Source organism: Bradyrhizobium sp. 41S5 (assembly GCF_011516665.3).
Taxonomy (GTDB): domain Bacteria; phylum Pseudomonadota; class Alphaproteobacteria; order Rhizobiales; family Xanthobacteraceae; genus Bradyrhizobium; species Bradyrhizobium quebecense.
Genome location: NZ_CP083721.1, coordinates 7,814,295 through 7,839,454 on the forward strand (window position 1 = coordinate 7,814,295; position 25,160 = coordinate 7,839,454).

24 protein-coding genes are annotated in these 25,160 nt (G+C 64.8%); 14 read left to right on the plus strand and 10 right to left on the minus strand.

The window, feature by feature from the left end; all coding sequences use genetic code 11:
- The first annotated feature begins 49 nt into the window (after nt 1-49).
- From HAP47_RS37470 to HAP47_RS37480, 3 genes are all read left to right on the plus strand, one after another.
- Nucleotides 50-1,480, plus strand: a complete 1,431-nt coding sequence (locus HAP47_RS37470; RefSeq protein WP_173643709.1) for a DEAD/DEAH box helicase — start codon at nt 50-52, stop codon at nt 1,478-1,480.
- Between the two features lie 24 nt (nt 1,481-1,504).
- Complete coding sequence (infA, locus tag HAP47_RS37475; protein WP_016842649.1) at nt 1,505-1,798, plus strand: translation initiation factor IF-1; 294 nt, start codon at nt 1,505-1,507, stop codon at nt 1,796-1,798.
- A gap of 267 nt (nt 1,799-2,065) precedes the next feature.
- Complete coding sequence (locus HAP47_RS37480; protein ID WP_016842648.1) at nt 2,066-2,278, plus strand: cold-shock protein; 213 nt, start codon at nt 2,066-2,068, stop codon at nt 2,276-2,278.
- Between the two features lie 109 nt (nt 2,279-2,387).
- Here the strand turns inward: HAP47_RS37480 and HAP47_RS37485 are convergent, their stop codons facing one another.
- From HAP47_RS37485 to HAP47_RS37505, 5 genes are all read right to left on the minus strand, one after another.
- Entirely contained in the window at nt 2,388-3,035 is a 648-nt protein-coding gene (locus tag HAP47_RS37485; protein ID WP_173643708.1) for a TadE/TadG family type IV pilus assembly protein, read from the minus strand.
- Entirely contained in the window at nt 3,026-3,580 is a 555-nt protein-coding gene (locus HAP47_RS37490; RefSeq protein ID WP_173643707.1) for a TadE/TadG family type IV pilus assembly protein, read from the minus strand. The genes HAP47_RS37485 and HAP47_RS37490 overlap by 10 nt, the downstream gene beginning before the upstream one ends.
- Before the next feature lie 171 nt (nt 3,581-3,751).
- Nucleotides 3,752-4,258, minus strand: a complete 507-nt coding sequence (locus HAP47_RS37495) for a pilus assembly protein N-terminal domain-containing protein (protein ID WP_173643706.1) — start codon at nt 4,256-4,258, stop codon at nt 3,752-3,754.
- 250 nt (nt 4,259-4,508) lie between these two features.
- Nucleotides 4,509-5,954, minus strand: coding sequence for a hypothetical protein (locus HAP47_RS37500; protein ID WP_173643705.1), 1,446 nt, complete (start codon nt 5,952-5,954; stop codon nt 4,509-4,511).
- 24 nt (nt 5,955-5,978) lie between these two features.
- Entirely contained in the window at nt 5,979-6,809 is an 831-nt protein-coding gene (locus tag HAP47_RS37505; protein WP_173643704.1) for a sterol desaturase family protein, read from the minus strand.
- Nucleotides 6,810-7,088: 279 nt separating this feature from the next.
- Here HAP47_RS37505 and HAP47_RS37510 point away from each other — a divergent pair, with 279 nt between their 5' ends.
- The 9 genes from HAP47_RS37510 to HAP47_RS37550 all read left to right on the plus strand — a co-directional run bounded on the left by HAP47_RS37510 (nt 7,089) and on the right by HAP47_RS37550 (nt 15,844).
- The gene (locus HAP47_RS37510) at nt 7,089-7,253 is read left to right on the plus strand and encodes a Flp family type IVb pilin (RefSeq protein WP_173643703.1); all 165 of its coding nucleotides are present in this window, start codon (nt 7,089-7,091) and stop codon (nt 7,251-7,253) included.
- A gap of 170 nt (nt 7,254-7,423) precedes the next feature.
- Nucleotides 7,424-7,948 (plus strand): A24 family peptidase, encoded by a 525-nt coding sequence (locus HAP47_RS37515; protein ID WP_173643702.1) that lies wholly within the window; start codon nt 7,424-7,426, stop codon nt 7,946-7,948.
- Nucleotides 7,949-8,075: 127 nt separating this feature from the next.
- Nucleotides 8,076-8,870, plus strand: coding sequence for a Flp pilus assembly protein CpaB (gene cpaB, locus HAP47_RS37520; RefSeq protein ID WP_173643701.1), 795 nt, complete (start codon nt 8,076-8,078; stop codon nt 8,868-8,870).
- Between the two features lie 17 nt (nt 8,871-8,887).
- Nucleotides 8,888-10,357, plus strand: coding sequence for a type II and III secretion system protein family protein (locus tag HAP47_RS37525; protein ID WP_173643700.1), 1,470 nt, complete (start codon nt 8,888-8,890; stop codon nt 10,355-10,357).
- Nucleotides 10,358-10,365: 8 nt separating this feature from the next.
- Complete coding sequence (locus tag HAP47_RS37530; RefSeq protein WP_173643699.1) at nt 10,366-11,118, plus strand: CpaD family pilus assembly protein; 753 nt, start codon at nt 10,366-10,368, stop codon at nt 11,116-11,118.
- A complete protein-coding gene (locus HAP47_RS37535; protein WP_173643698.1) occupies nt 11,115-12,383 on the plus strand; it encodes an AAA family ATPase in 1,269 nt (422 codons plus the stop codon). Before HAP47_RS37530 ends, HAP47_RS37535 begins: the two co-directional genes overlap by 4 nt.
- 24 nt (nt 12,384-12,407) lie before the next feature.
- The gene (locus tag HAP47_RS37540) at nt 12,408-13,871 is read left to right on the plus strand and encodes a CpaF family protein (RefSeq protein ID WP_173643697.1); all 1,464 of its coding nucleotides are present in this window, start codon (nt 12,408-12,410) and stop codon (nt 13,869-13,871) included.
- Nucleotides 13,872-13,882: 11 nt separating this feature from the next.
- Nucleotides 13,883-14,860: a type II secretion system F family protein gene (locus HAP47_RS37545; RefSeq protein WP_173643696.1), complete on the plus strand. Its 978-nt coding sequence runs from the start codon at nt 13,883-13,885 to the stop codon at nt 14,858-14,860.
- A 9-nt stretch (nt 14,861-14,869) separates the two neighbouring features.
- Entirely contained in the window at nt 14,870-15,844 is a 975-nt protein-coding gene (locus tag HAP47_RS37550; protein WP_173643695.1) for a type II secretion system F family protein, read from the plus strand.
- A gap of 181 nt (nt 15,845-16,025) precedes the next feature.
- Here HAP47_RS37550 and HAP47_RS37555 read toward each other — a convergent pair whose 3' ends face one another.
- A complete protein-coding gene (locus HAP47_RS37555) occupies nt 16,026-16,823 on the minus strand; it encodes a tetratricopeptide repeat protein (protein ID WP_173643694.1) in 798 nt (265 codons plus the stop codon).
- A 206-nt stretch (nt 16,824-17,029) separates the two neighbouring features.
- Here HAP47_RS37555 and HAP47_RS37560 point away from each other — a divergent pair, with 206 nt between their 5' ends.
- Entirely contained in the window at nt 17,030-18,409 is a 1,380-nt protein-coding gene (locus HAP47_RS37560; protein WP_176396258.1) for a leucyl aminopeptidase family protein, read from the plus strand.
- The gene (locus HAP47_RS37565) at nt 18,402-19,244 is read left to right on the plus strand and encodes a C40 family peptidase (protein WP_173643693.1); all 843 of its coding nucleotides are present in this window, start codon (nt 18,402-18,404) and stop codon (nt 19,242-19,244) included. The genes HAP47_RS37560 and HAP47_RS37565 overlap by 8 nt, the downstream gene beginning before the upstream one ends.
- A gap of 106 nt (nt 19,245-19,350) precedes the next feature.
- Here HAP47_RS37565 and HAP47_RS37570 read toward each other — a convergent pair whose 3' ends face one another.
- Genes HAP47_RS37570 through HAP47_RS37585 form a run of 4 tightly spaced genes read right to left on the minus strand, consistent with a single transcriptional unit; the run spans nt 19,351 to nt 25,148 of the window.
- On the minus strand, nt 19,351-20,976 hold the full coding sequence (locus tag HAP47_RS37570) for an ABC transporter ATP-binding protein (protein ID WP_173643692.1): 1,626 nt from the start codon (nt 20,974-20,976) through the stop codon (nt 19,351-19,353).
- Nucleotides 20,977-20,979: 3 nt separating this feature from the next.
- The gene (locus HAP47_RS37575) at nt 20,980-22,158 is read right to left on the minus strand and encodes an ABC transporter permease (RefSeq protein ID WP_371821839.1); all 1,179 of its coding nucleotides are present in this window, start codon (nt 22,156-22,158) and stop codon (nt 20,980-20,982) included.
- Between the two features lie 5 nt (nt 22,159-22,163).
- Nucleotides 22,164-23,273, minus strand: coding sequence for a microcin C ABC transporter permease YejB (locus HAP47_RS37580; protein ID WP_173643690.1), 1,110 nt, complete (start codon nt 23,271-23,273; stop codon nt 22,164-22,166).
- A gap of 3 nt (nt 23,274-23,276) precedes the next feature.
- Nucleotides 23,277-25,148, minus strand: coding sequence for an extracellular solute-binding protein (locus HAP47_RS37585; protein ID WP_173643689.1), 1,872 nt, complete (start codon nt 25,146-25,148; stop codon nt 23,277-23,279).
- Nucleotides 25,149-25,160: the final 12 nt, after the last annotated feature.

Below are 25,160 nucleotides of genomic sequence, written 5' to 3' on the forward strand. Positions count from 1 at the left end.
GGCCGATACTGGCCGGGACGATGACGGCTTTTATGGAAAGAACCACCTTTTGACCTCCTTTCAGGATTTCGGCCTCGCCGATCCCATCGCCCGCGCGCTTCGAGAAGAAAACTATCTCACGCCGACCCCCATCCAGGCCCAGACCATCCCGCTCGCACTTGCCGGCCGCGACGTCGTCGGCATCGCCCAGACCGGAACCGGCAAGACCGCGTCCTTCGCGCTGCCGATCCTGCACCGGCTGCTCGAGAACCGTATCCGCCCGCAGCCCAAGAGCTGCCGCGTGCTGGTGCTCTCGCCGACCCGCGAACTGTCCGGGCAGATCCTCGACAGCTTCAACACCTATGGCCGCCACGTCCGGCTGTCCTCGACGCTCGCCATCGGCGGCGTGCCGATGGGCCGCCAGGTCCGTTCCCTGATGCAGGGCGTCGAGGTGCTGGTCGCCACCCCCGGCCGCCTGCTCGATCTCGTGCAGAGCAACGGACTGAAGCTCAACCAGGTCGAGTTCCTCGTGCTCGATGAAGCCGACCGCATGCTCGACATGGGCTTCATCAACGACATCCGCAAAATCGTCGCCAAGCTGCCGATCCGGCGGCAGACGCTGTTCTTCTCGGCCACCATGCCCAAGGACATCGCAGAGCTGGCCGAGGCGATGCTGCGCGACCCCGCCCGCGTGGCGGTGACGCCGGTGGCCTCGACGGTCGATCGCATCGCCCAGCGCGCGATCCAGGTCGATTTCGCGGCCAAGCCGGCGGTTCTCACCCAGCTTCTGAAGCAGGAGGCGGTCAATCGTGCCCTGGTGTTTACCCGCACCAAGCACGGCGCCGACAAGGTGGTGAAGAGCCTTGCCAAGGCCGGCATCGAGGCCAATGCGATCCACGGCAACAAGTCGCAGAACCATCGCGAGCGCACGCTGGCGGCGTTCCGCTCCGGCGAGATCCGCACGCTGGTGGCGACCGATATCGCCGCCCGCGGCATCGACGTCGACGGCGTCAGCCACGTCGTGAACTTCGACCTGCCCAACATTCCGGAAACCTACGTCCACCGCATCGGCCGAACCGCGCGCGCCGGCGCCGACGGCATCGCGATCTCGCTGGTCGCCGGCGCCGAGGAGATGGGCTATCTGCGCGATATCGAGCGGCTGATCCGGATTACCGTGCCGCGGGAAGACCGCCGCACGCAAGGCGGCTCCCCTGGCAGCCGCGAGGCCGCCGCGCCCGCACCGGCGACCCACCCCCACCGGGGCGGCCGCTCCGCGCCGCGCGCGCATAATGTCCGTGGGAATGAGCCCGCTCCAAGTGCAAAAGGGCCTCGCCGCCGCCGCCGTCGGGGTGGTAATAATGGCGCGCCGCAGACGAGCCGGGGCGAGTCGCCGCGTCCGTCGCAGGCCGGCAACAGCGAAGGCATTCAGGGCGTCGCCTTCTTGCATCGCGAGAGCCGGCCGAATCCGCAACCCAACCGCAACAACCGACCGAAGCACTAGCCGTCGCTCGATCTGGAGAAACATATGGCTAAGGAAGAGCTGATCCAGTTCGAAGGACTGGTGACCGAAATCCTCCCCGACGCTCGTTACCGGGTGCAACTCGATGCCGGACACGAGATCGTCGCCTACACCGCCGGCAAGATGAAGAAAAACCGCATCAAGACGCTGGCCGGCGACCGCGTCACGATCGAAATGTCGCCCTACGATCTCGAAAAGGGCCGCCTGATTTTCCGGCACAAGGACGAACGTCCGAGTGGCGCACCCGGCGGTCCGCCGCGGGGCGGAGCACAGCGCGGCGGCCAGTTCCGCCGCCGATAGGCTCAACATTGCAACCGTTGCGCGCAGACGTCGTGATGTCCTGCGCAACAATTGGCCGGCGGCTGCGCCGGCCAAAAAATCGCGCACGTCAGGATTGTTTTGAGCCCTTCTATCGAATAATATCCTACCCATCGATTTTCGGCCGGACGACATTAGCCAACACCGGTACAGCCGGTTCAGACGCTGACGACCCTTCCAAAAATTCGATCTCACCACCCCGCCGACAAGCGGGTCTTGAACTTGTATATCTGAGAAGGGACTACCCACGTGAGCATGGGAACCGTGAAGTGGTTTAACGCGACCAAGGGCTACGGCTTCATCCAGCCGGATGAAGGCGGGAACGACGTGTTCGTGCACATCAGTGCAGTCGAGCGCGCCGGCCTTGGCACTCTGCGTGAAGGCCAGAAGATCTCCTACGAGATCGTTGCTGACCGCCGTTCCGGCAAATCCTCGGCCGACAATCTGCGCGCCGCTGGATAAGCCGATATCCCGGGAGCGCGAAGCTCCGGGAAATTGCCGTCAAAGCATCAAGGGCCGCACCTTCGGGTGCGGCCCTTTTTGTCTGGATCGCGAGTCTGCCGCAACGGTCCTAGTAAGTCGAGCAGGTCGTCGGCATGGTGGCGGACGTCGGGGCATAGAACACGCAAACCGACTGCCGCGGCCGCGTAAAGGCAACGTCGCTGAGATTGATGCCGGCCTTGGCCATCACATAGCCGATCGTCGGAACGTATTTGTAGCTCACTTCGCTGAAGATCAGATAGCTGCCAGCAACCAGCAGCGCCGACGGAACGATGCTTGTCACGATGTCACCCTGATTGCGGGTCGAGGCCGTCACGGTGGCCTGCGTGGCCCCCGAGGCGATCGTCCCGGCCTTGCTCCACTGTATCCGCGCGATGTTCGAGTTATCGACGTAGATCTCCGACAACGTGACCTTGGTCGGCGACGCATCGTAGGGCGTCATGATGCCGACGCTGGCGCTGAAGAAGTTTTGCAGGTCCGCATCCACCACCTGCGTCGCCTGCGAGGTGAGATCTGACGCGGCGCGCGCCATCAGCGTGACCTTGCGGTCGACCGCGACCCCGGATGAAAATTCGACGGTGCCGAAGAACATCACCAGCATCAGCGGCATGATAAAGGCAAACTCGACGGCGGCGAGGCCCCGGCGGTCATGCGCGAGAGCAGCAACTGAGCGCAGCAAGGCCGCAGACAGGGTTTTCACGACCTTGCTCATGAGCATGTGGTCCCAGCCGTTCCGGACGGCTCGTTCTTGAATGTCGCGGTCGCGATCAGGAGCCGCTTGCCATTGGGAAGGTTCGAGGCGTTGAAGCCCAGCTGGGTGACAAACAGCTGCCATTGATAGAACAGCCGGACCACCACGACGTCGCCGTCCTTGCCGGGACACCATTTCACCTGGGTCGGATCGGTGATCGGCGTGATGTTGACGCTGCTAAAGCCTGTCGCAGATGGATAGCTGCGGACGTCGACATAGATGCCGTTGGTGCAGTCGAACAGCGCATTGATCTGGCCACAGACGTAGCTCTTGAACTGCGCTTGGGTATAGCTTGCGCCCTGGGCCTGTCCGGTCATGATGAAGCGAGACGAATCCTGCGTTACCGTCTCGAGCACCTGGCTGGCAAAGAAGATCATTGCCACTTCGATGATCGCAAAGAGCAGCCCGAAAAACAGCGGCGCGACCAGCGCGAATTCGACCGCGGTCACACCACTGCGGTTACGGCGAAAGCGACGGAGGAGGCGTGCAAGACAATGAGCGGGCAGCGGCATCAACGACCCCGGATCAACATGGTGGCAACAACTACCGAAGAGTCATTGTCGAAGTATTTCGCCGGATCGAGACAGAGCGACCCGATCCGTTAGGCCTTCATTAAGCATGTCGGGCGAGCCGCCCGCGATCGGCCAAGGCCCCGGCGTGTGAAGCGCCCGGACGGACCCACGTCAGTTCTGCGGCTTCGCGCCGCCGCCCGAACCGGAGGCCTGATTGTTGAGCGTGCCGGCCTGCTCCATCGTCGTCTTGAAATAGGCGTCGCCGTCGCCGAGGGTGATGCGGCGCTGACAAACCGGCATGCAGCTATAGGTCTCGCGATCGATGCCGCGATAGACGGTGACCAGCTGGTCGGACGGACCTTCGACCTGGATCTGGCGATCCACCAGCACCTGGCCGGAGCGGTCGAGTGCGATGAAATTGGTCGCGCCATAACCCTTGCCGGTGACCACGACAACCCCGCCATTCTGCAGGGTGACGTCGGCGATCAGCGGATTGCCGACCACGATCGTGGCGATGCCGCCGGGCAGCTTGACGAGCTTGGCCTGATCGACATTGACCGCGATCCGGTCGGGATCCGGCGCTGCCGTTGCAAGTGCGGGCCCCAGCAGCATGGCTGCGGCCATCGAGATGAAACCAATGCGCGTGACGGCGCGAATACGCTGGGACTGAAACGACATACTCTACCCCGGGACGTTAACTGGCCGGCAAAGACGATACGCTGCGGACCGGCGCCCGACGCTGGCAAATCTGACGGCAATTCATTTAGGAAGAGCAAAGATCGACCGCCGAATTGCGCGGATGTCGCGACTTCCCGAGGTCGGCCAACCGTCCGGTACCTCGCGCAGGACTATCCGGTCGCCGATCCCGTCGTCCTGCCATTGGGCGGGACGCGGTGCGCTTATGGCAATCTTGAAAATAGTGGCGGCTTCAACTGGCGGCGCGGACGTGAACGACCACGCGCTCATCGGCGTAGAGGCGCTGCCATCCTCCGATGTGATCCAGCAATTTGGACGCCGGCGTGGTCGGATCGAGCATCACCGCATCGATGTCACTGGTCGCGAGCAGATCGAGGAAACCGTTGACGTCCTTGAGCTGAAGCGCGCGGGCCAGGCTCATGCCGAACGCCTCGCCATAGAGCTCGGCGCGCCCGTCGATGAACACCGGCATCTGACGCCAGATCAGGTAGCCGCCGAACTGCAGATCGTTGAGCACGCGCTTGACGTTGTGCGCCTTCATCGCGTCAACGGCGGCAGCCGGCGAATAGATCGGCGGTGGCGATATGACCTGGCGCGCGGCAACGAGTACGGTCCACGCGCAAAGCCCGACGATAAGGATTGCGGCCGGAGCAACTCTCGGGCGGACGGGGCTAGCGGCACGCAGCCCGAACTGGGTGGCGACCGGCGTCAGCACGGCCAGCGGCAGCAGCAGGGCGAGCAGCTCGAGATTTCTGACATGGGACAGCGCCATATGCAGCAAGCCCAGCACCAGGATGATTCGCGGCAGCGGCAACCTCGCCCCGCAATAGAGCCCAGCGCCGAGCAGGCCCAGGATCGATAGTCCAAACGGGTCGATCTCGCCGAACGTCGCCGGCCTCCACTCTGCGATCAGATGCAACAATTCACCGAGGCCCAGAATCCTGAGCGAGGCGAGGATCGAGCCCCAGCCATAAGGGGTCACGCAGCAGGCAGCCAGCGCGCCGATGCCGAACGCCCCCCAGCGCAGCGCCAGCGCCAACCTTTGAGCCGGCAAGGCATTCCACATCGCATCGAGCGCAAATGCGCCAGCCAGCACCAAACCAAATAGAAAGCCGCCGTGCAGATTGGCCCACAGCGCGATCAGCGGCAGCAGCCAGACCGAGGGCGCCTTGCGGCGTTCGCTGGCAGTCATCAGGCCGTTCGCCCAGACGATCATAATGGGCATCGCCAGCACATGCGGACGGGCCAGCAGGTGCCCGCAGGTCAGGACCAACGCCGCAAGGGCGATCAGGCTCGCGTAGATCGTCGGCAGCGCGCGGCTGAGGATGGCGGTGAGCAGCGCGAAGCTGGCAGCGGCGCAGGCGGCGGCCAGCGCCACCGGGCCGGTCCACCCGGCGAGGTCATAGGCCTTCGCGAACAGAACCTGCGCCAGCCAGGACGACGACACCCATGGCTCACCTGCCTTGGTGAACGAATAGATGTCGACGGACGGCAGCGTGCGATGGTCGAGGATCCAGCGGCCGACGGCAATCTGCCAGTAGGTGTCGGAATCGGCGAGCAGCCTGTCGCCGACGAACAGCAGCAGCGCATAGACGCCGCACGCCATCCAGAACCAGGCCGGAAGCTCGGCGAACGCGAAGGCCTTCGCGCGCGGGAAGGTCGCGGTCTCTGCGCTCATGATCGCACCGGCCGGCTGGCGGCGTCATTGCCGGAACGGATAGGCCAACTGTCCGCCGATCTCGGACGGCACGCCCTGCTCGGCATCGACGCCGTAATCTTCCGGAAGCTTGCCTTCGGGCATCCGGAACGTTCCGAACAGAATATCCCAGAGCGGAAACGTGCCCGCGAAATTGGTGTCGCCGCCGTCCTCGAGCCCGGTGTGATGCCAGCGGTGAAACACCGGCGTCGCGATCACGTATTTGAACGGGCCGAGCGTCCAGTTCAGGTTGGCGTGCACGAATGCCGAATGGAACGTGGTGAACGGCCCGACCCACAGCATGATGTTCGGCGAGATGCCCGCCATCAGCAGGATCACATCGACAGTGATCGTGCCGATCAGAAGATTGACCGGATGGAAGCGTGCCGCCGAGATCCATTCAAGATCCTCGGAGGAGTGATGAATGGCGTGGTACTTCCAGAAGCCGCCGCCATGGAACATCCGGTGCAGCCAGTACAGCATGAAATCGGAGGCGACGAGGAAGATAATGGACTGCAGCCAGAGCGGAAGCTGCGCCAGTGGGCCATGTCCGTTGTCGTAGAACGCGATCAGATCGTCGGCGTCGTGAACGTTGAACACCACGGCTGCGCCCACCACCAGGAGCCCGATCCGCAGCACGCGGGCGAACACCGGCACGAAGAACCAGTAGCAGATGTCGGTGACCAGCTCACGCTTCTGCCACCACGGCTTGCCGGGATTGCAGGCCCAGAAATGAGTGAGCACCGTGAAGAACAGCGCGAGCGCGATCGTGATCGGCACCACCTTCATCATCGTCTGGCCGATCATCTCGATGACTTCAAAGGGAAGGCTGGGCATGACGGCCTCATTTGACGGAAGCCCCATGGGTATAGATGTGCGCTTAAGGAGCCGTGAACAGGTGCCGATAGCGGGCCCCCGGCAACAATGCGCAATCTTAGCGGTCCGCTTAATTCCAAATTTACTGTGCGCAACAACTGCGGGTTCCCGCTGTGTTTATACGATCAAATTAACTGCGCCGAAATTGTCGAACCGTAGGGTGCCGGAATGGTCACGGTGCTGAGAACGCCGGCGAGACCAAACCTAGTTTGACCAGCCACGTGTACACAGGAGTTACTTATGAAGAACCTCGTCTCGCGCTTCGTGAAGGATGAGTCGGGCGCGACCGCCATCGAATACGGCCTGATCGCCACCGGTATCGCGATCGCGATCATCGCTGCGGTCAACGGCGTCGGCACCAAGCTCTCGGGCACCTTCAACACGGTCGCCAGCTCGCTGAAGTAATCCGGTTCCCAGGAACTCGCATCAAAGGTCCCGGCACCCCCGGGGCCTTTGCTATTTGGCGGACCGGCCGTCGGCGCCTTGATGGCGACCACGGCGGCCTTTCCCGATTGTTCACCATTGGCCGCTAGCGTCGGGTCTCGACCGCAGCTCCAGCTTGACGGCATGAATCCATGATCCTCGACATCGCACGCTTGATGCTGTTTCCGGCCCTGATGGCCTTCGCGGCGGCGAGCGATCTCTTGACCATGACGATCCCGAACCGGATCTCGCTGGCGCTGGCGGCCGCCTTCTTCGTCCTGGCGCCGCTGACCGGGATGGGCATGCACGAGATCCTCAGCCATGCGGGCGCGGGCGCGCTGGTTCTGGTGGTGGCATTCGGCATGTTTGCGATGGGCTGGGTCGGTGGCGGAGATGCCAAGGTCGCGGCCGCGGCCGGCCTGTGGTTCGGATTCGAGCATCTGCTCCCTTATCTGGTCTTCGCGTCGCTGTTCGGCGGCGCCCTGACGGTGCTGCTGCTGCAGCTCCGGCAATGGCCGCTGCCCTATGCGCTCGCGAACCAGGCCTGGCTCAGCCGCCTGCACGACAAGCAGACCGGAATTCCCTACGGCATCGCACTCGCCCTCGGCGCCCTGCTGATCTATCCCGAGACGGACTGGATCAAGACGATCGATCTCGCGCACTTCGCCATGCGCTGAGAAAGCAGCGGTAACCGCCCGTTAAGGCGATTTAGATACGCCTCATTAACCATGCTTTGACGAATAGCTGGTCAACTCCCATCACGGCGGCGGCAGCGTCGCGGCGTCATGTGGAAAGTGAAGCGTAATGGATAAGGCCCGCATTCTGGTCCTGGCAATCGCAGGCTGCGCCGGCCTTGCGGCGCTCTATTTGGCGAGCGGAAGCGACGACAAGCCGGCACCGGCTCCGCCGGTCGCGCAGCTGCCCACCGTCGACATCCTGGTCGCGAAAACCGACATCGGCCTTGGCCAGGCCGTGAAGCCCGAAGATTTGCAATGGCAGACCTGGCCGGCGGCAACCGCCAGCGCCAGCTTCATGCGCAGGGACAGCAACGCCGAAGCGATCAAGGAAGTGACTGGCTCGATCGCGCGCGCCCCGTTCATCCAGGGCGAACCGATTCGCGAGCAGAAGCTCGTCAAGGCCGACGGCAGCGGCTTCATGGCCGCGATCCTGCCGACCGGCATGCGCGCGGTATCGACCGAAATCTCACCCGAGACCGGCGCCGGCGGCTTCATCCTGCCGAACGACCGGGTCGACGTCCTGCTGTCGAAGCGGGACAAGAATCCGGACCGCAACGGCGCCGACATCGTCAACTCCGAGGTGATCCTGACTAACATCCGCGTGCTCGCGATCGACCAGGCACCGAAGGAAAAGGACGGCACCAACGCGCTGATCGGCAAGACGGTGACGCTGGAGCTGAAACCCGAACAGACCGAGACGCTGGCGCGCGCGCGCCAAAGCGGCGTCCTGTCGCTGGCGCTGCGCAGCATCGCCGACAACAACGCGCCCGAAACCAGGACCGACGACAACCGGCAGAGGCGCGGTGACACGATCAACGTCATCCGCTTTGGCGTTGCCAATCAGGCGACGATGCAGAAGTGACCATGAGGACACACGTGATGAAGGGCGGGGCAAATCAACGAACGATGCGGGCCTTCATGGTCCGCGCATTGTCGTTCTCGGCCGTCGCGGCGCTCACACTCAATCCGGCGCTAACACCGGTGGTGGCGAGCGATTACCGCGCCGCGCCCGCCCCTGCGGCATCGGCCGATGGCGGCCAGATGAATGCCCGCTTCCTTTCGCTCGGCGTCGGCAAATCGATCGTGATCGACCTGCCCAGGGACATCAAGGACGTGCTGGTCGCCGATCCCAAGATCGCCAACGCCGTGGTCCGCTCGGCGCAGCGCGCCTACATCATCGGCGCGACGGTCGGCCAGACCAACATCGTGTTCTTCGACGCCGCCGGCCAGCAGATTGCGGCCTATGACATCGCGGTCAAGCGCGATCTCAACGGCGTGCGCGCCGCGCTGCGCGCAGCACTGCCGAATTCCGATATCCAGATCGAGGGCGTCGGCGACGGCGTGATGCTGAGCGGAAGCGCAGCGAGCCCGATCGACGCACAGCAGGCCGGCGAGATCGCCACGCGGCTGGTCGGCAGCCCCGACAAGGTCGTGAACTCGATTACGGTTCGCGGCCGCGACCAGGTGATGCTGAAGGTCACGGTTGCCGAAGTCGCGCGCAGCCTGATCAAGCAGCTCGGCATCGACCTCACCGCGAACCTCAACTACGGCACGACCGTGGTAAAATTCGCCAACAGCAACCCGTTCACCGCGAACAGCTCACCGCTCGTGGCCGGCAATAATCTCACCACATCGTTCGGATCGTCGGTGTCGGCGACGATCCGCGCCATGGAAAGCGCCGGCGTCGTGCGGACGCTCGCCGAACCGAACCTGACCGCGATATCAGGCGAGTCGGCGACCTTCATCTCGGGCGGCGAGTTTCCAATTCCGACCGGCGTGACCTGTCAGACCTCGTCGACGGGCACGATCGGGAATTGCGTCCAGACCGTCAGCTTCAAGAAATTCGGCATTTCGCTCAACTTCACGCCGGTGGTGCTGACCGAAGGCCGCATCAGTCTGCGGGTGATGACGGAAGTCTCGGAAGTCTCGACCGAGAACGCGCTGACCGGCGGCGCGGGTGGCACGACGATCCCTTCGATCAAGACCCGCCGCGCCGAGACCACGCTGGAAATTCCCTCGGGCGGCTCAATGGCCATGGCCGGCTTGATCCAGGACCAGACCAAGCAGGCGATCAACGGCCTTCCCGGACTGGCGTCCCTGCCCGTGCTCGGCACGCTGTTCCGCAGCCGCGACTTCGTCAACAACCAGACCGAACTGATGGTTCTGGTGACGCCCTATGTCGTTCGCGCCGTGGCGCAGAAGGACCTGTCGCGTCCGGATGACGGCTTTGCCAACGCGTCCGATCCGCAGGCCGACCTGCTCGGCAGCATCAACCGCGTCTACGGCGTGCCTGGCCGCACCGAGCCGGCTCGGAATTACCGCGGCACCTACGGCTTCATTACCGACTGAGGCGGACGATGACACAGACCACACCCAGAACATCCGCCGATTACAAGCGCACCGCCGGTCTCGCCGGAGCGCTCGTCGGCCTTGCCATGACGCTCGGCGCCTGCCAGCACGCCGCCGACAACAGTTTCGCGATGGCAGACTCGCCGGCCGACTATCGCTTGCGTCACCCGATCGCGGTGACCGAGGCCGATCGCTCGATCGTGGTCTTCGTCGGCCGCAGCCGCGGCGGCCTGACCGCGGAGCAGCGCGCCGAGGTGATGGGAATGGCGCAGGACTGGATGCGTGAGGGCACCGGCGCCGTCACCATCGACGTTCCCGCCGACACGCCGAACGCCCGGCCCGCGCAGGAATCGTTGCGCGAGATCCAGGCGACCTTCGCCGCCGCCGGCGTGCCGCCGCGCGGGATCCTCGTGCGCAAGTACCATCCCGAGAATCCGCGCCTGATGCCTGCGATCCGCGTGAACTATCCAAAGATGAAAGCGGAGGCAGGGCCGTGCGGCCTGTGGCCGGAAGATCTCGGCCCGTCGATGCACAACGGTTCCTACATCCAGAACAAGCAATACTACAATTTCGGCTGCGCCAATCAGCGCAACCTCGCAGCCATGGTCGAAGACCCGACTGACCTCGTGCAGCCGCGCGCGGAGACCCCTGCCTACACGTCGCGCCGCAATATCGCCTTCGACAAGTATCGCAAGGGCACCACCACCGCCACGACGTATCCCGAGTCCGACAGGGCCAAGCTAAGCGACACAGGAAAATGATCACCTACGCGCAGCAAAACTCCGAAGAGCAGACGGACGCCCCGCCGCAGGCCGTGGACGACCATATTGCTCCGGCGCCAAGGGTCTCGGTTCAGGCGTTCTGCGAGACGGTCGAGACCGCTGCCGCCGTGCAGTCGGCGGGCGAGGATCGCCGGCTGGCCAAGGCCCATCTCAAGATCCAGATGGGCGGCATGGCGGCTGCCATCGAGGCCTATCGCTCGGCGCCGACGCCCAATGTCATCATCCTCGAGACCGAGGGCCGCAGCGACATTCTGGCCGGGCTCGACCAGCTCGCCACGGTCTGCGACGCCGGCACAAGGGTGGTCGTGATCGGCCGGGTCAACGACGTCACGCTGTATCGCGAGCTGGTGCGCCGCGGCGTCAGCGACTACGTGATTGCGCCGGCCCATGCGATCGACGTGGTGCGCGCGGTCTGCAACCTGTTCTCGGCGCCGGAAGCCAAGGCGGTCGGCCGCGTCGTCGCCGTCGTCGGCGCGAAGGGCGGCGTCGGCGCCTCGACGATCGCCCACAATATCGCCTGGGCGATCGCGCGCGATCTGGCGCTCGATTCCGTGGTTGCCGATCTCGACCTTGCATTCGGGACCGCCGGCCTCAACTACAACCAGGATCCGGCGCAAGGCATCGCGGATGCCGTGTTCTCGCCGGACCGCGTCGATACCGCCTTCATCGACCGCCTGCTGTCGAAATGCACCGACCATCTGAGCCTGCTGGCGGCGCCGGCCACGCTCGACAAGGTCTACGATTTCGGCGCCGAGGCGTTCGATGCGATCTTCGACACGCTGCGCACCACGATGCCCTGCATCGTACTCGACGTGCCGCACCAATGGTCCGGCTGGACCAAGCGCGCGCTGATCGCGGCCGACGACATCCTGATCGTGGCGGCGCCCGACCTCGCCAACCTGCGCAACGCCAAGAACATGTTCGACCTGCTGAAGGCGTCCCGGCCGAACGACCGCGCGCCGCTGTACTGCCTGAACCAGGTCGGCGTGCCGAAGCGTCCGGAGATCGCGGCGGGCGAATTCGCCAAGGCGATCGAAAGCCCGCCGATCGCCGCCATCCCGTTCGATCCGCAGATCTTCGGTTCGGCCGCCAACAACGGCCAGATGATCGCGGAAATCTCCGCCAATCACCGCGCAGTCGAGATGTTTCTGCAGATGGCGCAGCGGCTGACAGGCCGCGGCGAAACCAAGAAGCCGAGGGGGTCCTTCCTGTCGCCCCTGCTCGAAAAGCTGCGGTCCAAATAGTGGTCCGCGTGGAGTCAAGACGTCGTGTTTGGTAAGCGTAGCGGAAACGATGGGGATCTGCGGGCACCCAAGCCCGCCTTTCAGACGCCGGAGCCTGCCGGCTCGTCGCCGATGGTGCGCGAGTCCGCCGCCCCGCCGATATCGTCGCCGCCGCTGGCGCCGGCCAAGCCACCGCCTGCTCCCGCCATCGAAGCCCGGCGCTCGGACAACTACTACCAGGTCAAGGCAACGATCTTCGGCGCCCTGATCGAGGCGATCGACCTTGCCCAGCTAGCCAAGCTGGACAGCGAGTCGGCGCGCGAGGAAATCCGCGACATCGTCAACGAGATCATCGCGATCAAGAACATCGTGATGTCGATCGCCGAGCAGGAAGAGCTGCTCGACGACATCTGCAACGACGTGCTCGGCTACGGACCGCTGGAGCCGCTATTGTCGCGCGACGACATCGCCGACATCATGGTCAACGGCGCCGGCACGGTGTTCATCGAAGTCGCCGGCAAGATCCAGCGCACCGGCATCCGCTTTCGCGACAACCAACAGTTGCTCAACATCTGCCAGCGCATCGTCAGCCAGGTCGGCCGGCGCGTCGACGAATCCTCGCCGATCTGCGACGCCCGTCTCGCCGACGGCTCGCGCGTCAACGCCATCGTGCCGCCGCTGGCGATCGACGGGCCTGCGCTCACCATTCGTAAGTTCAAGAAGGACAAGCTGACGCTGGACCAGCTCGTCAAGTTCGGCGCGATCACGCCGGAAGGGGCGACCATCCTGCAGATCATCGGCCGTGTCCGCTGCAACGTGATCATCTCGGGCGGTACCGGTTCGGGCAAGACCACGCTGCTGAACTGCCTGACCAACTATATCGAGCACGACGAACGCATCATCACCTGCGAAGACGCCGCCGAACTTCAGCTGCAGCAGCCGCATGTGGTGCGGCTGGAAACCCGGCCGCCGAACATCGAGGGCGAGGGCCAGGTCACGATGCGCGAACTGGTCCGCAACTGCCTGCGTATGCGCCCCGAGCGCATCATCGTCGGCGAAGTCCGCGGACCCGAGGCGTTCGACCTGTTGCAGGCGATGAACACCGGCCACGACGGCTCGATGGGCACGCTGCACGCCAACAATCCTCGCGAAGCGCTGTCGCGCTGCGAATCGATGATCACGATGGGCGGCTTCTCGCTTCCCTCGCGCACCATTCGCGAGATGATCTGCGCCTCGGTCGACATCATCGTGCAGGCCGCGCGCCTGCGCGACGGTTCGCGCCGCATCACCCACATCACCGAGGTGATGGGCATGGAAGGCGATACCATCATCACCCAGGATATCTTCCTCTACGACGTGGTCGGGGAAGATGCCAACGGCAAGATCATCGGCAAGCACCGCTCGACCGGCATCGGCCGGCCGCGCTTCTGGGAGCGTGCGCGCTACTACAATGAAGAGAAGCGGCTTGCGGCGGCGCTGGATGCCTCCGACTCGCCGGCGCCGGTCTAGGGGAACGCAGGATGCAGACGCAAACCCTTGCCCTGGCCTTCCTCGCCGCCACCACCGTGGGCGGCATCGCCTGGGTCTTCCTCTATCCCTACCTCTCGGGGGAAAAGAAGGCCGAGTCGCGCCGCGCATCGGTGGCGCGCAGCGAGCCGTCGGCGACGCGAGGTACCGACCGCACGCAGCGCTCCCGCCGCGAGCAGGTCGAAGGATCGCTCAAGGAGCTCGAGGCGCGTCGGCAGAAGGACAGGAAAGTCCCGCTCGGTGTGCGCATCTCGCAGGCCGGACTGGAGTGGTCCGAGCAGAAATTCTGGATGATCTCCGGCGCCCTCGGCCTGTTCGGGTTCGGCGCGGCATTCATGGTCGGCGGAGGCCTGCTGGGCGCGGCCGGCATCGGCTTTGCCATGGGTCTCGGCCTGCCGCGCTGGCTGCTCGGGTTCCTCAAGAAGCGGCGTGAAAAGGCCTTTTTGAAAGCGCTGCCTGACGCCGTCGACGTCATCGTGCGCGGCATCAAGGCCGGCCTGCCGCTGTTCGAATCGCTCAAGGCGGTCGTCAACGACGCACCAGAGCCGCTGCGCAGCGAGTTCCTTGCGATCATCGAGACCCAGGCGATCGGCATGCCGCTCGGCGAAGCCTGCGCCCGGCTGTACGAACGCATGCCGCTGCCGGAAGCGAACTTCTTCGGCATCGTGATCGCGATCCAGCAGAAGTCCGGCGGCAATCTGTCGGAAGCGCTCGGCAACCTGTCGCGGGTGCTGCGCGACCGCAAGAAGATGGCCGAGAAGATCCAGGCGATGTCGATGGAAGCGAAAGCTTCCGCCGCCATCATCGGCTCGCTGCCGCCGATCGTGATGATCCTCGTGTTCCTCACGACGCCGGACTACATCGCCCTGCTGTGGACGAACTCGATGGGCCAGCTCATGCTGGTTGCCTGCGTCGTCTGGATGTCGATGGGCGTGCTGGTGATGAAGAAGATGATCAACTTCGATTTCTGACGGTGCAGCATGATTGATATTCTGGTCGCCAAGCTCCACGACGTCAGGTTCATGACCATGCTGCTTGCCTTCATCGCGGCAAGCGCGACGGTCTACACGCTGGTGATGCCGCTGCTCGCCGGCGGCGACCTCAACAAGCGCATGAAGGCCGTCGCCAGCGAGCGGGAGCGTCTCCGGCAGCGCGAGCGCGATCGTCTTGCCAAGACGGAGAAGGTGGCGCTGCGGCAGACCCCGAAGCAGGTGGTCTCCCGGGTGGTGGATGATCTCAACCTTACGAAATGGCTCGCCCAGGAAGCAGCGCTCGATAAGCTCGTGATGGCGGGCTATCGCGGCCACGCCCCCTACGTCACCTTCCTGTTCGCCCGCGCGGTGACGCCGATCGTGCTGCTGCTCGGCGCCATCGTCTATACGTTCTTCATCGCGGGCGCGAACTGGTCGCTCACGCTCAAGATCGGCATTTGCGTCGGTGCGGCCTATGCCGGCCTCCAGGCGCCGATGCTGTTCCTGAAGAACGCGATCTCCAAGCGCCAGCTCCAGATCAAGCGCGCGTTCCCTGATTCGCTCGACTTGCTGCTGATCTGCATCGAGTCGGGCATGTCGGTCGAGGTTGCGTTCCGGAAGGTGGCCAACGAGATCGCCGGACAGTCGATCGCGCTGTCGGAAGAGTTCGCGCTGACGACCGCGGAACTGTCCTATTTGCAGGACCGCAAGTCCGCCTACGAGAACCTGGCGCGCCGCACCGGGCTCGAAGGCGTGAAGTCGGTGTGCATGGCCTTGCAGCAATCCGAACGCTACGGCACGCCGCTCGGCCAGAGCCTGCGCGTGATGGCGCAGGAAAACCGCGACATGCGCATGAACGAGGCCGAGAAGAAGGCGGCGGCGCTGCCGCCCAAGCTGACCGTGCCGATGATCCTGTTCTTCCTGCCCTGCCTGTTCATCGTGATCCTCGGACCGTCCTACATCAAGATCGCCACGATGCATTGAGCCGCGCCGCCGCGGACTGCGCCGACCGGTCTTCTCCTTCCCCCTGAAAGGGGGAAGGTCGGGATGGGGGGGCAGCCGCAAACGACGCTGCTCGCGGTGAGAGATGATCCCCACCCGCTTTGCTCTCGCGAGCAAAGCGACCTCCTCTTTTCAAGGGGAGGTGTGGAAGTTGCCGTGTTGGCTAATCGTCCTTGGCAACAACAGGTGCGGCGCGCGATGCGGTCCGCGGACCGTCCTTGCGGTTCAGCATGTCGCGGAGATAGGCGACATTGGCCGCCGCCTCATCGGCCGGCAGGTCGGCCTTGACGATGGTCTCGGCCTCCGCGAAGCGGCCCTGCAGGCCGACGACGAGCGCAAGATTCTGCCGGATGCGGGTGTCGGCGCGGGCGCTGGCATAGGCCTGGCGCAGCGTCTCTTCCGCCTTCGGCAATTCCTTGGTCAGCATGTAGGACAGGCCGAGATTGGACAGCACCGACGGCTCGTCGGGGGCCAGTCGAAGCGCACTGGTGTAATAGCGCCGCGCTTCCTCGTGCCGGTTCAACTTGTCGAGCGTGGTGCCCTGCACCGACAGGATCCGCCAGTCCGGATTGTCCGGACTGTGTGCGCGGCTCAGCACGTCGAATGCGGCCTGCGAATTGCCGTTGTCGGCGAGCGCGCGGCCATAGGCGGCGAGCAGCGGCTTGCTGCCGGGGGTGGCGAGTGTGGCCTGCTCCAGCACGGCGCAGGCCTGCGAACGCTGTCCGGTCATACGCAACGCCTGACCGTAAGCTATGGCGGCGTCGACATCCTTGGGATTCTTGCGGTAGCGCTCGCCATAAACCTCGAGATTGCGGCGCGGATCGTCTGGCACCGGATCGGACCGGGACGCGATCGATCCGGTGACGTCTGACATGGTCTGGCAACCGCCAAGCCCGGCGGCCAGGACCGCCACGAGGGCTGCGGAAGCGAGATGCCGGGTCAAAATGGACTGTCGACGCATGGCACTGTGACTCACGAAATCGGGCAAATGGATCGAGCCGAGCGTGCCAGCAATAGACTGTTAACCCTAACGTCTGGTTAACTGCGGCACCGGCGACCGGCGCGCCGGTTCCAGTCCCGCAGGTCGCGTCAACCGCGGGCGCGCTACCATCCACCGCGAAAGGCGTGTTAGTCACCAGCAACGACGCCAGAACAGCCGAGAGCCGCATGCCATCCGTGTTCGAGACCACCCCCACGACCGCCGTCACGCCGATCACCTTCGTCAGCAAGGCGACATGGGATTCGATCCGCAGCGAGTTGCCGGCGCCGGCGCGCCAGTTCGCGGAGGCCAATGACTTTGCGGCGAAGCCGGGCAAGGCCCTCGCCCTGCCGGCAGCCGATGGCGGCATCGCGCAGGTGCTGTTCGGCCTCGAGGATGCAGACCACAAGGCGCGCGATCCGTTCCGTGCCGGCGCCCTGCCCGGCCTGCTGCCCCCGGGCATCTACCGCTTTGCCAACGCGCCGCATGACACGCGGCTTGCCACGCTCGCCTTCGCGCTCGGCTGCTACCGCTTCGGCCGCTATCGCAAGAACAAGACCCCCGAGGTCCGCCTGGTGCCGCCCGATGGCGTCGACACGGCCGAGATTGCGCGGATGGCAGACGCCGCGGCGCTGGCGCGCGATCTCATCAACACGCCGTCCAACGATATGGGTCCGGCCGAGCTCGCCGAGGCGGCACACGACCTCGCAACGCGGTTTGGCGCCGCCTTCAATTGTATCGATGGCGACGAGCTCGCACAGAACTTCCCGCTGATCCACGCCGTCGGCATGGCATCGACCCGCGCGCCGCGGCTGATCGATCTGAGCTGGGGCGACTCGGCCCATCCGAAGGTAACGCTGGTCGGCAAAGGCGTCTGCTTCGACACCGGCGGGCTCGACCTCAAGCCGTCGAGCGGCATGCTGATCATGAAGAAGGACATGGGCGGCGCCGCCAACGTGCTGGCGCTGGCGCAGATGGTGATGGACGCGAAGCTGAAAGTGCGGCTGCGCGTGCTGATCCCGGCGGTCGAGAACGCGGTCGCCGGCAACGCGTTCCGTCCGCTCGACATCTTCAAGTCGCGCAAGGGCATCACCGTCGAGATCGGCAACACCGACGCCGAGGGGCGGCTGGTGCTCGCCGACGCCCTGGCGCTGGCCGACGAGGAGACCCCGGACCTGCTGGTCGATCTCGGCACGCTGACCGGCGCGGCGCGCGTGGCGCTCGGCCCTGATCTGCCGCCGTTCTACACCAATGACGAGGCGCTCGCCGGCGACGTCGCGGCTCACGCCACAAGCGAGAACGACCCGTTGTGGCGGATGCCGCTGTGGCCGGCCTACGATGCCTGGCTCGACTCCAAGACCGCCGACATCACCAACGCGCCGTCAGGCGGTTTCGCGGGCTCGATCACCTGCGCGCTGTTCCTGCAGCGCTTCGTCGAGCACGCCAGGAGCTGGCTGCATGTCGACATCTATGGCTGGACGCCGTCGGCAAAGCCCGGCCGCCCCGAAGGCGGCGAGTGCCAGGCCGCGCGCGCGATCTACAAATTGCTGAGCCAGCGCTATGCATGATGTCAGACTGACGCCGGCCCGCGAGGACGTCGCGGCAAAATATCTCGAGGGTAAGGTGAAGGCCGCGCGCTTCGTCGACGGCGAGACACTCGAGGTTGGCGACGCCATCGCGCCGCTGCGGCGGGCGCCGGCGGCCGATGCCGAACAGATGACGCAGGCATTCAGGGGCGAACGCGTCACCGTGTACGACCGCAACGGCGAAGGCTGGGCCTGGGGCCAGCTCGCCGATGACGGCTATGTCGGCTGGATTGCCGAGGCCGCGCTGACGGCGCCCGGCGCGGCACCGACACACAAGGTGACGGCGCTGCGCACGCTGGCGTTTCCGGGACCGTCGATCAAGCTGCCGCCGGTCGAGGCGCTGGCGATGGGGACCAGGCTCGCAATCGCTCGCGAGGACGGCCCCTTCGCGGTGACCCGCGAGGGCTGGCATCTGCCACGCCCACATCTCGCCTCCCTCGACACGATGGCGCAGGATTTCGTTGCAATCGCCGAGCAGTTCGTCGGCACGCCCTATCTCTGGGGCGGCAAGTCGAGTCTCGGCATCGATTGCTCCGGCCTGGTGCAGATCGCGCTGACCGCCGCCGGCACCGGCTGCCCGCGCGACAGCGACATGCAGCAGGACGGGCTCGGCCGCGAATTGACAACAGCGGAATCCAAGCATCTGCAGCGCGGCGACCTGATCTTCTGGAAGGGCCATGTCGCCATCGTGCGCGATGCGACGACGATCGTGCACGCCAATGCGCATCACATGGCAACGGTGGTGGAGAACACACACGCCGCGATCGTGCGGATCAAGGCCGGCGGCAGCGACGTCCTCGCGATCAAGCGGCTTTGAGCCTGTCTTTCCGGAGCGACGCAAAGCGTCGAACCCGGAATCCATTCATCCACCGAACGTGCCGGTCGATGGATTCCGTGCACGCCCTCGGAATGACGCGTGATGGCTACGTCGCCACCGTCCCCTCGCCGGTCGCTTCGATGCGGAACGCAGCGGCGAACAGCGCGCGGGTGTAGTCGCTCTTCGGATTCTTGAACAGCTCGGAGGCCGGCCCCTCCTCCTCGACCTTGCCGGATTTCATCACGATCAGGTGGCTCGCGAGCGAGGCCACCACGCGCAAATCGTGCGAGATGAACATGTAGGTGAGATCGCGCTTGCGCTGCAGGTCGCGCAACAGATCGACCATCTGGGCCTGGAGCAGCATGTCGAGTGCACTGGTCGGCTCGTCCAGCACGACGAAGTTCGGCTCCAGCACGACCGCGCGCGCGATCGAGATACGCTGGCGCTGGCCACCGGAGAATTCGTGCGGATAGCGGAAGCGCCATTCAGGATCGAGGCCGACATCTTTCAATGCCTTGATCACCCGCACCTCGCGCTCCTCGCGCGACAGCTGCTTCTGGTGCACCTCGAGCCCCTCGGCGATGATGTCGGCCACCGACATGCGCGGGCTGAGCGAGCCGAACGGGTCCTGGAATACGATCTGCATGTCGCGGCGGAACGGCAGCATCTGCTTGAAGCGCAGGCCCTGGATGTCCTTGCCGAGGAACACGATCGGGCCATCGGACGAAATCAGCCGGAGCAGCGCGAGCCCGAGCGTGGTCTTGCCGGAGCCGGATTCGCCGACGACGCCGAGCGTCTCGCCCTTGCGCACCGCGAGGCTGACGCCATCGACCGCCTTGATGTGGCCGACGGTCGAGCGCATCAGCCCGCGCTTGATCGGAAACCAGACCTTGAGATTGTCCGCCGATATCACGACCGGCGCGTCCGGCTGCGGCGGCGCCGGATCGGGCTTCGGCTCGGCCGCCAGCAGCGCCTTCGTATAGGCGTGCTTCGGCGCGGTGAAGACCTGCTCGACCGGGCCCTGTTCGACGATCTTGCCGTTGTTCATCACACAGACGGTGTCGGCGATACGGCGGACGATGCCGAGATCGTGGGTGATGAACAACAGGCTCATGCCGAGCCGAGCGCGGATCTCGGCCAGCAAGGCGAGGATCTGCGCCTGCACGGTGACGTCGAGCGCGGTGGTCGGTTCGTCCGCGATCAGCAGATCGGGCTCGTTGGCAAGCGCCATCGCGATCATCACACGCTGGCGCTGACCGCCGGACAGTTGATGCGGATAGCTCTTCAGCCGCGTCTCCGGCTCGGGGATGCCGACCTGGCCCAGCAACTCCAGCGTCCGCGCCCGCGCCGCCGTACCGCTGATGCCGCTGTGCAGCGACAGGATCTCGCCGATCTGGGATTCGATGGTGTGGAGCGGATTGAGCGAGGTCATCGGCTCCTGGAAGATAATCGAGATGTCGTTGCCACGAATCCCGCGCATCTCGCGTTCCGACGATCCCAGGAGGTCGCGGCCCTTGAAACGGATCGCCCCGGAGGGATGCGACGCCGCCGGATAGGGCAGCAACCTCAATACCGACAGCGCGCTGACCGATTTTCCCGAGCCGGACTCGCCGACCAGCGCCGTGCACTCGCCGCGCTTGATCGAAAAGGAGACGCGATCGACCGCAAGCGAGCGGCCGAAGGCTACGGAGAGGTCGCTGACGTCGAGCAGGGGCTGGTTGGTCGCGTCCATGCGTCAGCCCTTCGAGAACGTCTTGCGCGGATCGAAAGCGTCGCGCGCGGCTTCGCCGATGAAGATCAGGAGCGACAGCATGATCGCGACCGAGAAGAAGCCGGTGAGGCCAAGCCACGGCGCCTGCACATTGGCCTTGCCCTGCGACAGCAATTCACCGAGCGAGGGCGAACCGGGCGGCAGGCCGAAGCCGAGGAAATCCAGCGCCGTCAGCGTCATCACCGAGGACGAGACGATGAAGGGCAGGAACGTCATGGTCGCAACCATCGCGTTCGGCAGCAGATGGCGGAACATGATCACGCGGTTGGAGACGCCGAGCGCGCGCGCCGCCTGGATGTATTCGAAGTTGCGGCCGCGCAGGAATTCGGCGCGCACCAGGCCGACCAGCGAGACCCATGAGAACAACAGGAGGATGCCGAGCAGGATGAAGAAGCCCGGCGGCAGCACCGCCGAGATGATCAGCAGCAGATAGAGCGAGGGGATCGCGGTCCAGATCTCGATGAATCGCTGGAAGCCGAGATCGATCCAGCCGCCGAAATAGCCCTGCACGCCGCCGGCGGCAACGCCGATGATCGAGGACAGGATGGTCAGCGTCAGGCCGAACAAGACCGAGATGCGGAAGCCGTAGATCAGCCGCGCGACGACGTCGCGGCCCTGATCGTCGGTGCCGAGCCAGTTGTATTCGAGGTCGCGGCAGCCGGTCAGCCCCTTCCGCTTCACCACGTCCGCGCACTGCTTTTCGGTCAGGAGCCAGGTCGGCTTCGACGGCACCGCCGTCGGCGGGTCGAGGTTGCGGCTGTCGTAGGAATAGCGGATCGGCGGCCAGATCATGCTGCCGCCCTTGGCGGCGATCTGCTTCTGCAGATAGGGATCGCGATAGTCGGCCGCGGTCTCGAAATCGCCGCCGAAGGTGGTCTCGGCATAGGTGAACACCACCGGCCAGTAGAGACGGCCGTCATATTTGACGACCAGCGGCTTGTCGTTGGCAATGAAATTGGCGAACAGCGACAGCACGAACAGCACGAGGAATATCCAGAACGACCAGTAGCCGCGGCGGTTCGCCTTGAAATTCTGCCAGCGCCGCTGGTTGAGCGGCGACGGCGAAAAACTGCGGCGCGTGACGGGCACCGCCTCGCCGAGCGGCGATTGCGTCGAGGTCTCGACCGGCGGGGGCGCGAGCATCGCCATCAGACCTCCCGCGCCTCGAAGTCGATCCGCGGATCGATCCACATATAGGCAAGATCGGAGATCAGATTGACCACCAGTCCGACCAGCGAGAAGATGAACAGCGTTCCGAACACCACCGGATAGTCGCGGTTCAACACGCTCTCGAAGCCGAGCAGGCCGAGCCCGTCGAGCGAGAAGATCGTTTCGATCAGCAGCGAGCCCGAGAAGAAGGCGTGGATGAACGCGCCCGGGAAGCCCGCGATCACGATCAGCATGGCGTTGCGGAAGATGTGGTTGTACAGCACCTGGCGCTCGCTGCAGCCCTTGGCGCGCGCGGTCATCACATATTGCTTGCGGATCTCGTCGAGGAACGAATTCTTCGTCAGCAACGTCATGGTGGCGAAGGCGCCGAGCGCCATCGACACCAGCGGCAGCGTCAGGTGCCAGAAGTAATCGATGATCTTCCAGTACCAGGGGAATTGCGACCAGCCGTCCGAGGTCAGGCCGCGCAATGGGAAGATATTGAGGAACGATCCGCCGGCAAACAGCACGATCAACAGGATCGCGAACAGAAAGCCCGGAATCGCAAAGCCGATGATGATCACGGCCGAGGTCCAGGTGTCGAACCGAGAGCCGTCCTTCACCGCCTTTCGGATGCCGAGCGGGATCGAGATCAGATAGGTCAAGAGCGTCATCCAGATGCCGAGCGACATCGAGACCGGCAGCTTCTCCTTGATCAGCTGGAGCACGCTGACGCTGCGGAAATAGCTTTCGCCGAAGTCGAACCGCGCGAAATTCCAGACCATCAGCGCGAACCGCTCCGGCGCCGGCTTGTCGAAGCCGAACTGCACCTCGAGTTTCTTGATGAAATCGGGATCGAGCCCCTGCGCGCCGCGATATTTCGAGTTGATGGCCGCGCCTGCGGCCGCGCCCTGGCCGCGCTGCGCGCCGAAATCGCCGCCGCCACCCGACACGCGCGAGGTGCCGCCGGTGTCGGCGCCGTTGATCTGCGCGATGACACGCTCGACCGGACCGCCGGGGGCAAACTGCACGACCACGAAGGAGACGAACAGGATGCCGAGCAGCGTCGGCAGCATCAGGAAGATACGTCGGGCGATATAGGCGCTCATCGGCTACTTCGCCTGCTCGAGCTTGGCGGCCTTGGCCGCATCGTACCACCAGTTCTCCGGCGCCCCGACGCCCTGGGTATATTTCGCCAGCTTTTCCATATGGCTGAACTGGTCCCAATAGGCGATCGGATGCGTGTTGCGGTACCATTGCGGCACCCAGTAACGGCCGGCGCGAAACACGCGGTCGAAAGCGCGGCAGGCGATCGTCAGCTCATGGCGGCTGTTCGCGCCGATGATCTTCTCGATCAACGCATCGATCGCCGGGTTGGCGATGCCTGCGAGATTGTAGGACCCCTTGGTCTTGGCGGCCTGCGAGGAGAAGAACGGCCGCATGCTGTCGCCTGGCGTCGCCGAGGCGCTGAAGCGCTGCATGGTCAGGTCGAAATCGAAGTCCTCGACGCGTGCACGATACTGCACCGCGTCGACCAGGCGGAACGTCGCGTCGATGCCGAGCGTGCCGAGATTCTTGATGTAAGGCCCATGATGCGGTTGCAACGACGGCTCATCGTTGAGGAATTCGATGGTGAGGGGTCCGCCGTTTGGCAGCACACGCTTGCCGTCCTTGATGACGCAGCCGGCGTCGTTGAGGAGTTGCACGGCCTTGCGCAGCAGCGCGCGGTCCTGACCGGAACCGTCGGACATCGGCGGCACGAACGGCAGGCCGAACACCTCGTCGGGCACCTGGCCGCGGAACGGCTCGAGCAGCGCAAGCTCCTCCGGCGAGGGAGGTCCTTCCGCCACCATGTCCGAGTTCTGGAACGGCGAGACGGTGCGCGCGTACGCATCGTACATGATGGTCTTGTTGGTCCACTCGAAGTCGAACGCGTAGATCAGCGCCTCGCGCACGCGTGGATCCTTGAACTTGTCGCGGCGCGTGTTGATGAACCAGCCCTGCGCGCCGGACGGCGTGTCGTCGGGCAGCGTCTCGCGCTTGACCCGGCCGTCCTTGACCGCGGGGAAATCGTAGCGTGTCGCCCAAACGCGCGCGGTGAACTCCTCGCGGAACAAATAGCTCTTCGAGGTGAAGCCCTCGAATGCCACATCGCGGTCGCGATAGAATTCGTAGCGCACGGTGTCGAAATTGTAGCTACCGCGATTGACTGGAAGATCGGCGCCCCACCAGTCCTTGACGCGGTCGTATTCGACGTAGCGATTGACCTCGAACCGGCCGACCTTGTACGGCCCCGAGCCGAGCGGCGCATCAAGCGTCGATTCCTCGAACGACCGCGTCGCGTAATAGGCCTTGGAGAAGATCGGCATGCCCGCGACATAGAGCGGGACGTCGCGCGCGCGCCCTGCCGCGAAGGTCACCACCACGGTCGCGTCATCGGGCGCCTCGGCCTTGACGAAGTCGCGGAGCTGCACCTGGATCAGCGGATGACCTTTTTCCTTCAGCGTGGTGAGCGAAAAGACAACGTCCTGCGCGGTCAGCTTCGAGCCGTCATGAAACCGCGCCTCGGGGCGCATGGTGAAACGGTAAGTCAGCTTGTCCGGCGAGATCTGCACCGACTTCGCGGCATAGCCGTACATCGCGTCGGGCTCGTCATTGGCACGCGACATCAGGGTCGCGAAGGTCATGTCCATGCCCTGCGCGCCTTCGCCCTTCAGGACATAGGCGTTGAGCGAGTTGAACGTGAAGTAGGATTGGTTGTAAGCGCGGACCGAGGGAATTAGCGAGAACACACCGCCCTTCGGCGCCTTCACGTTGACATAGTCGAACTGCTGGAAATCCGCGGGATATTTCAGGTCGCCGAACACCGACATGCCGTGCGTCTCGGTTCCGTTGTCGGCCACTGCCGGCGCAGCACGCAAGCCTGCAGCACTCAACGCACCGATGCCGAGGCCGAGTGCGTGCCGACGGGAGAATAGCGCCATGCGCGGATCCTT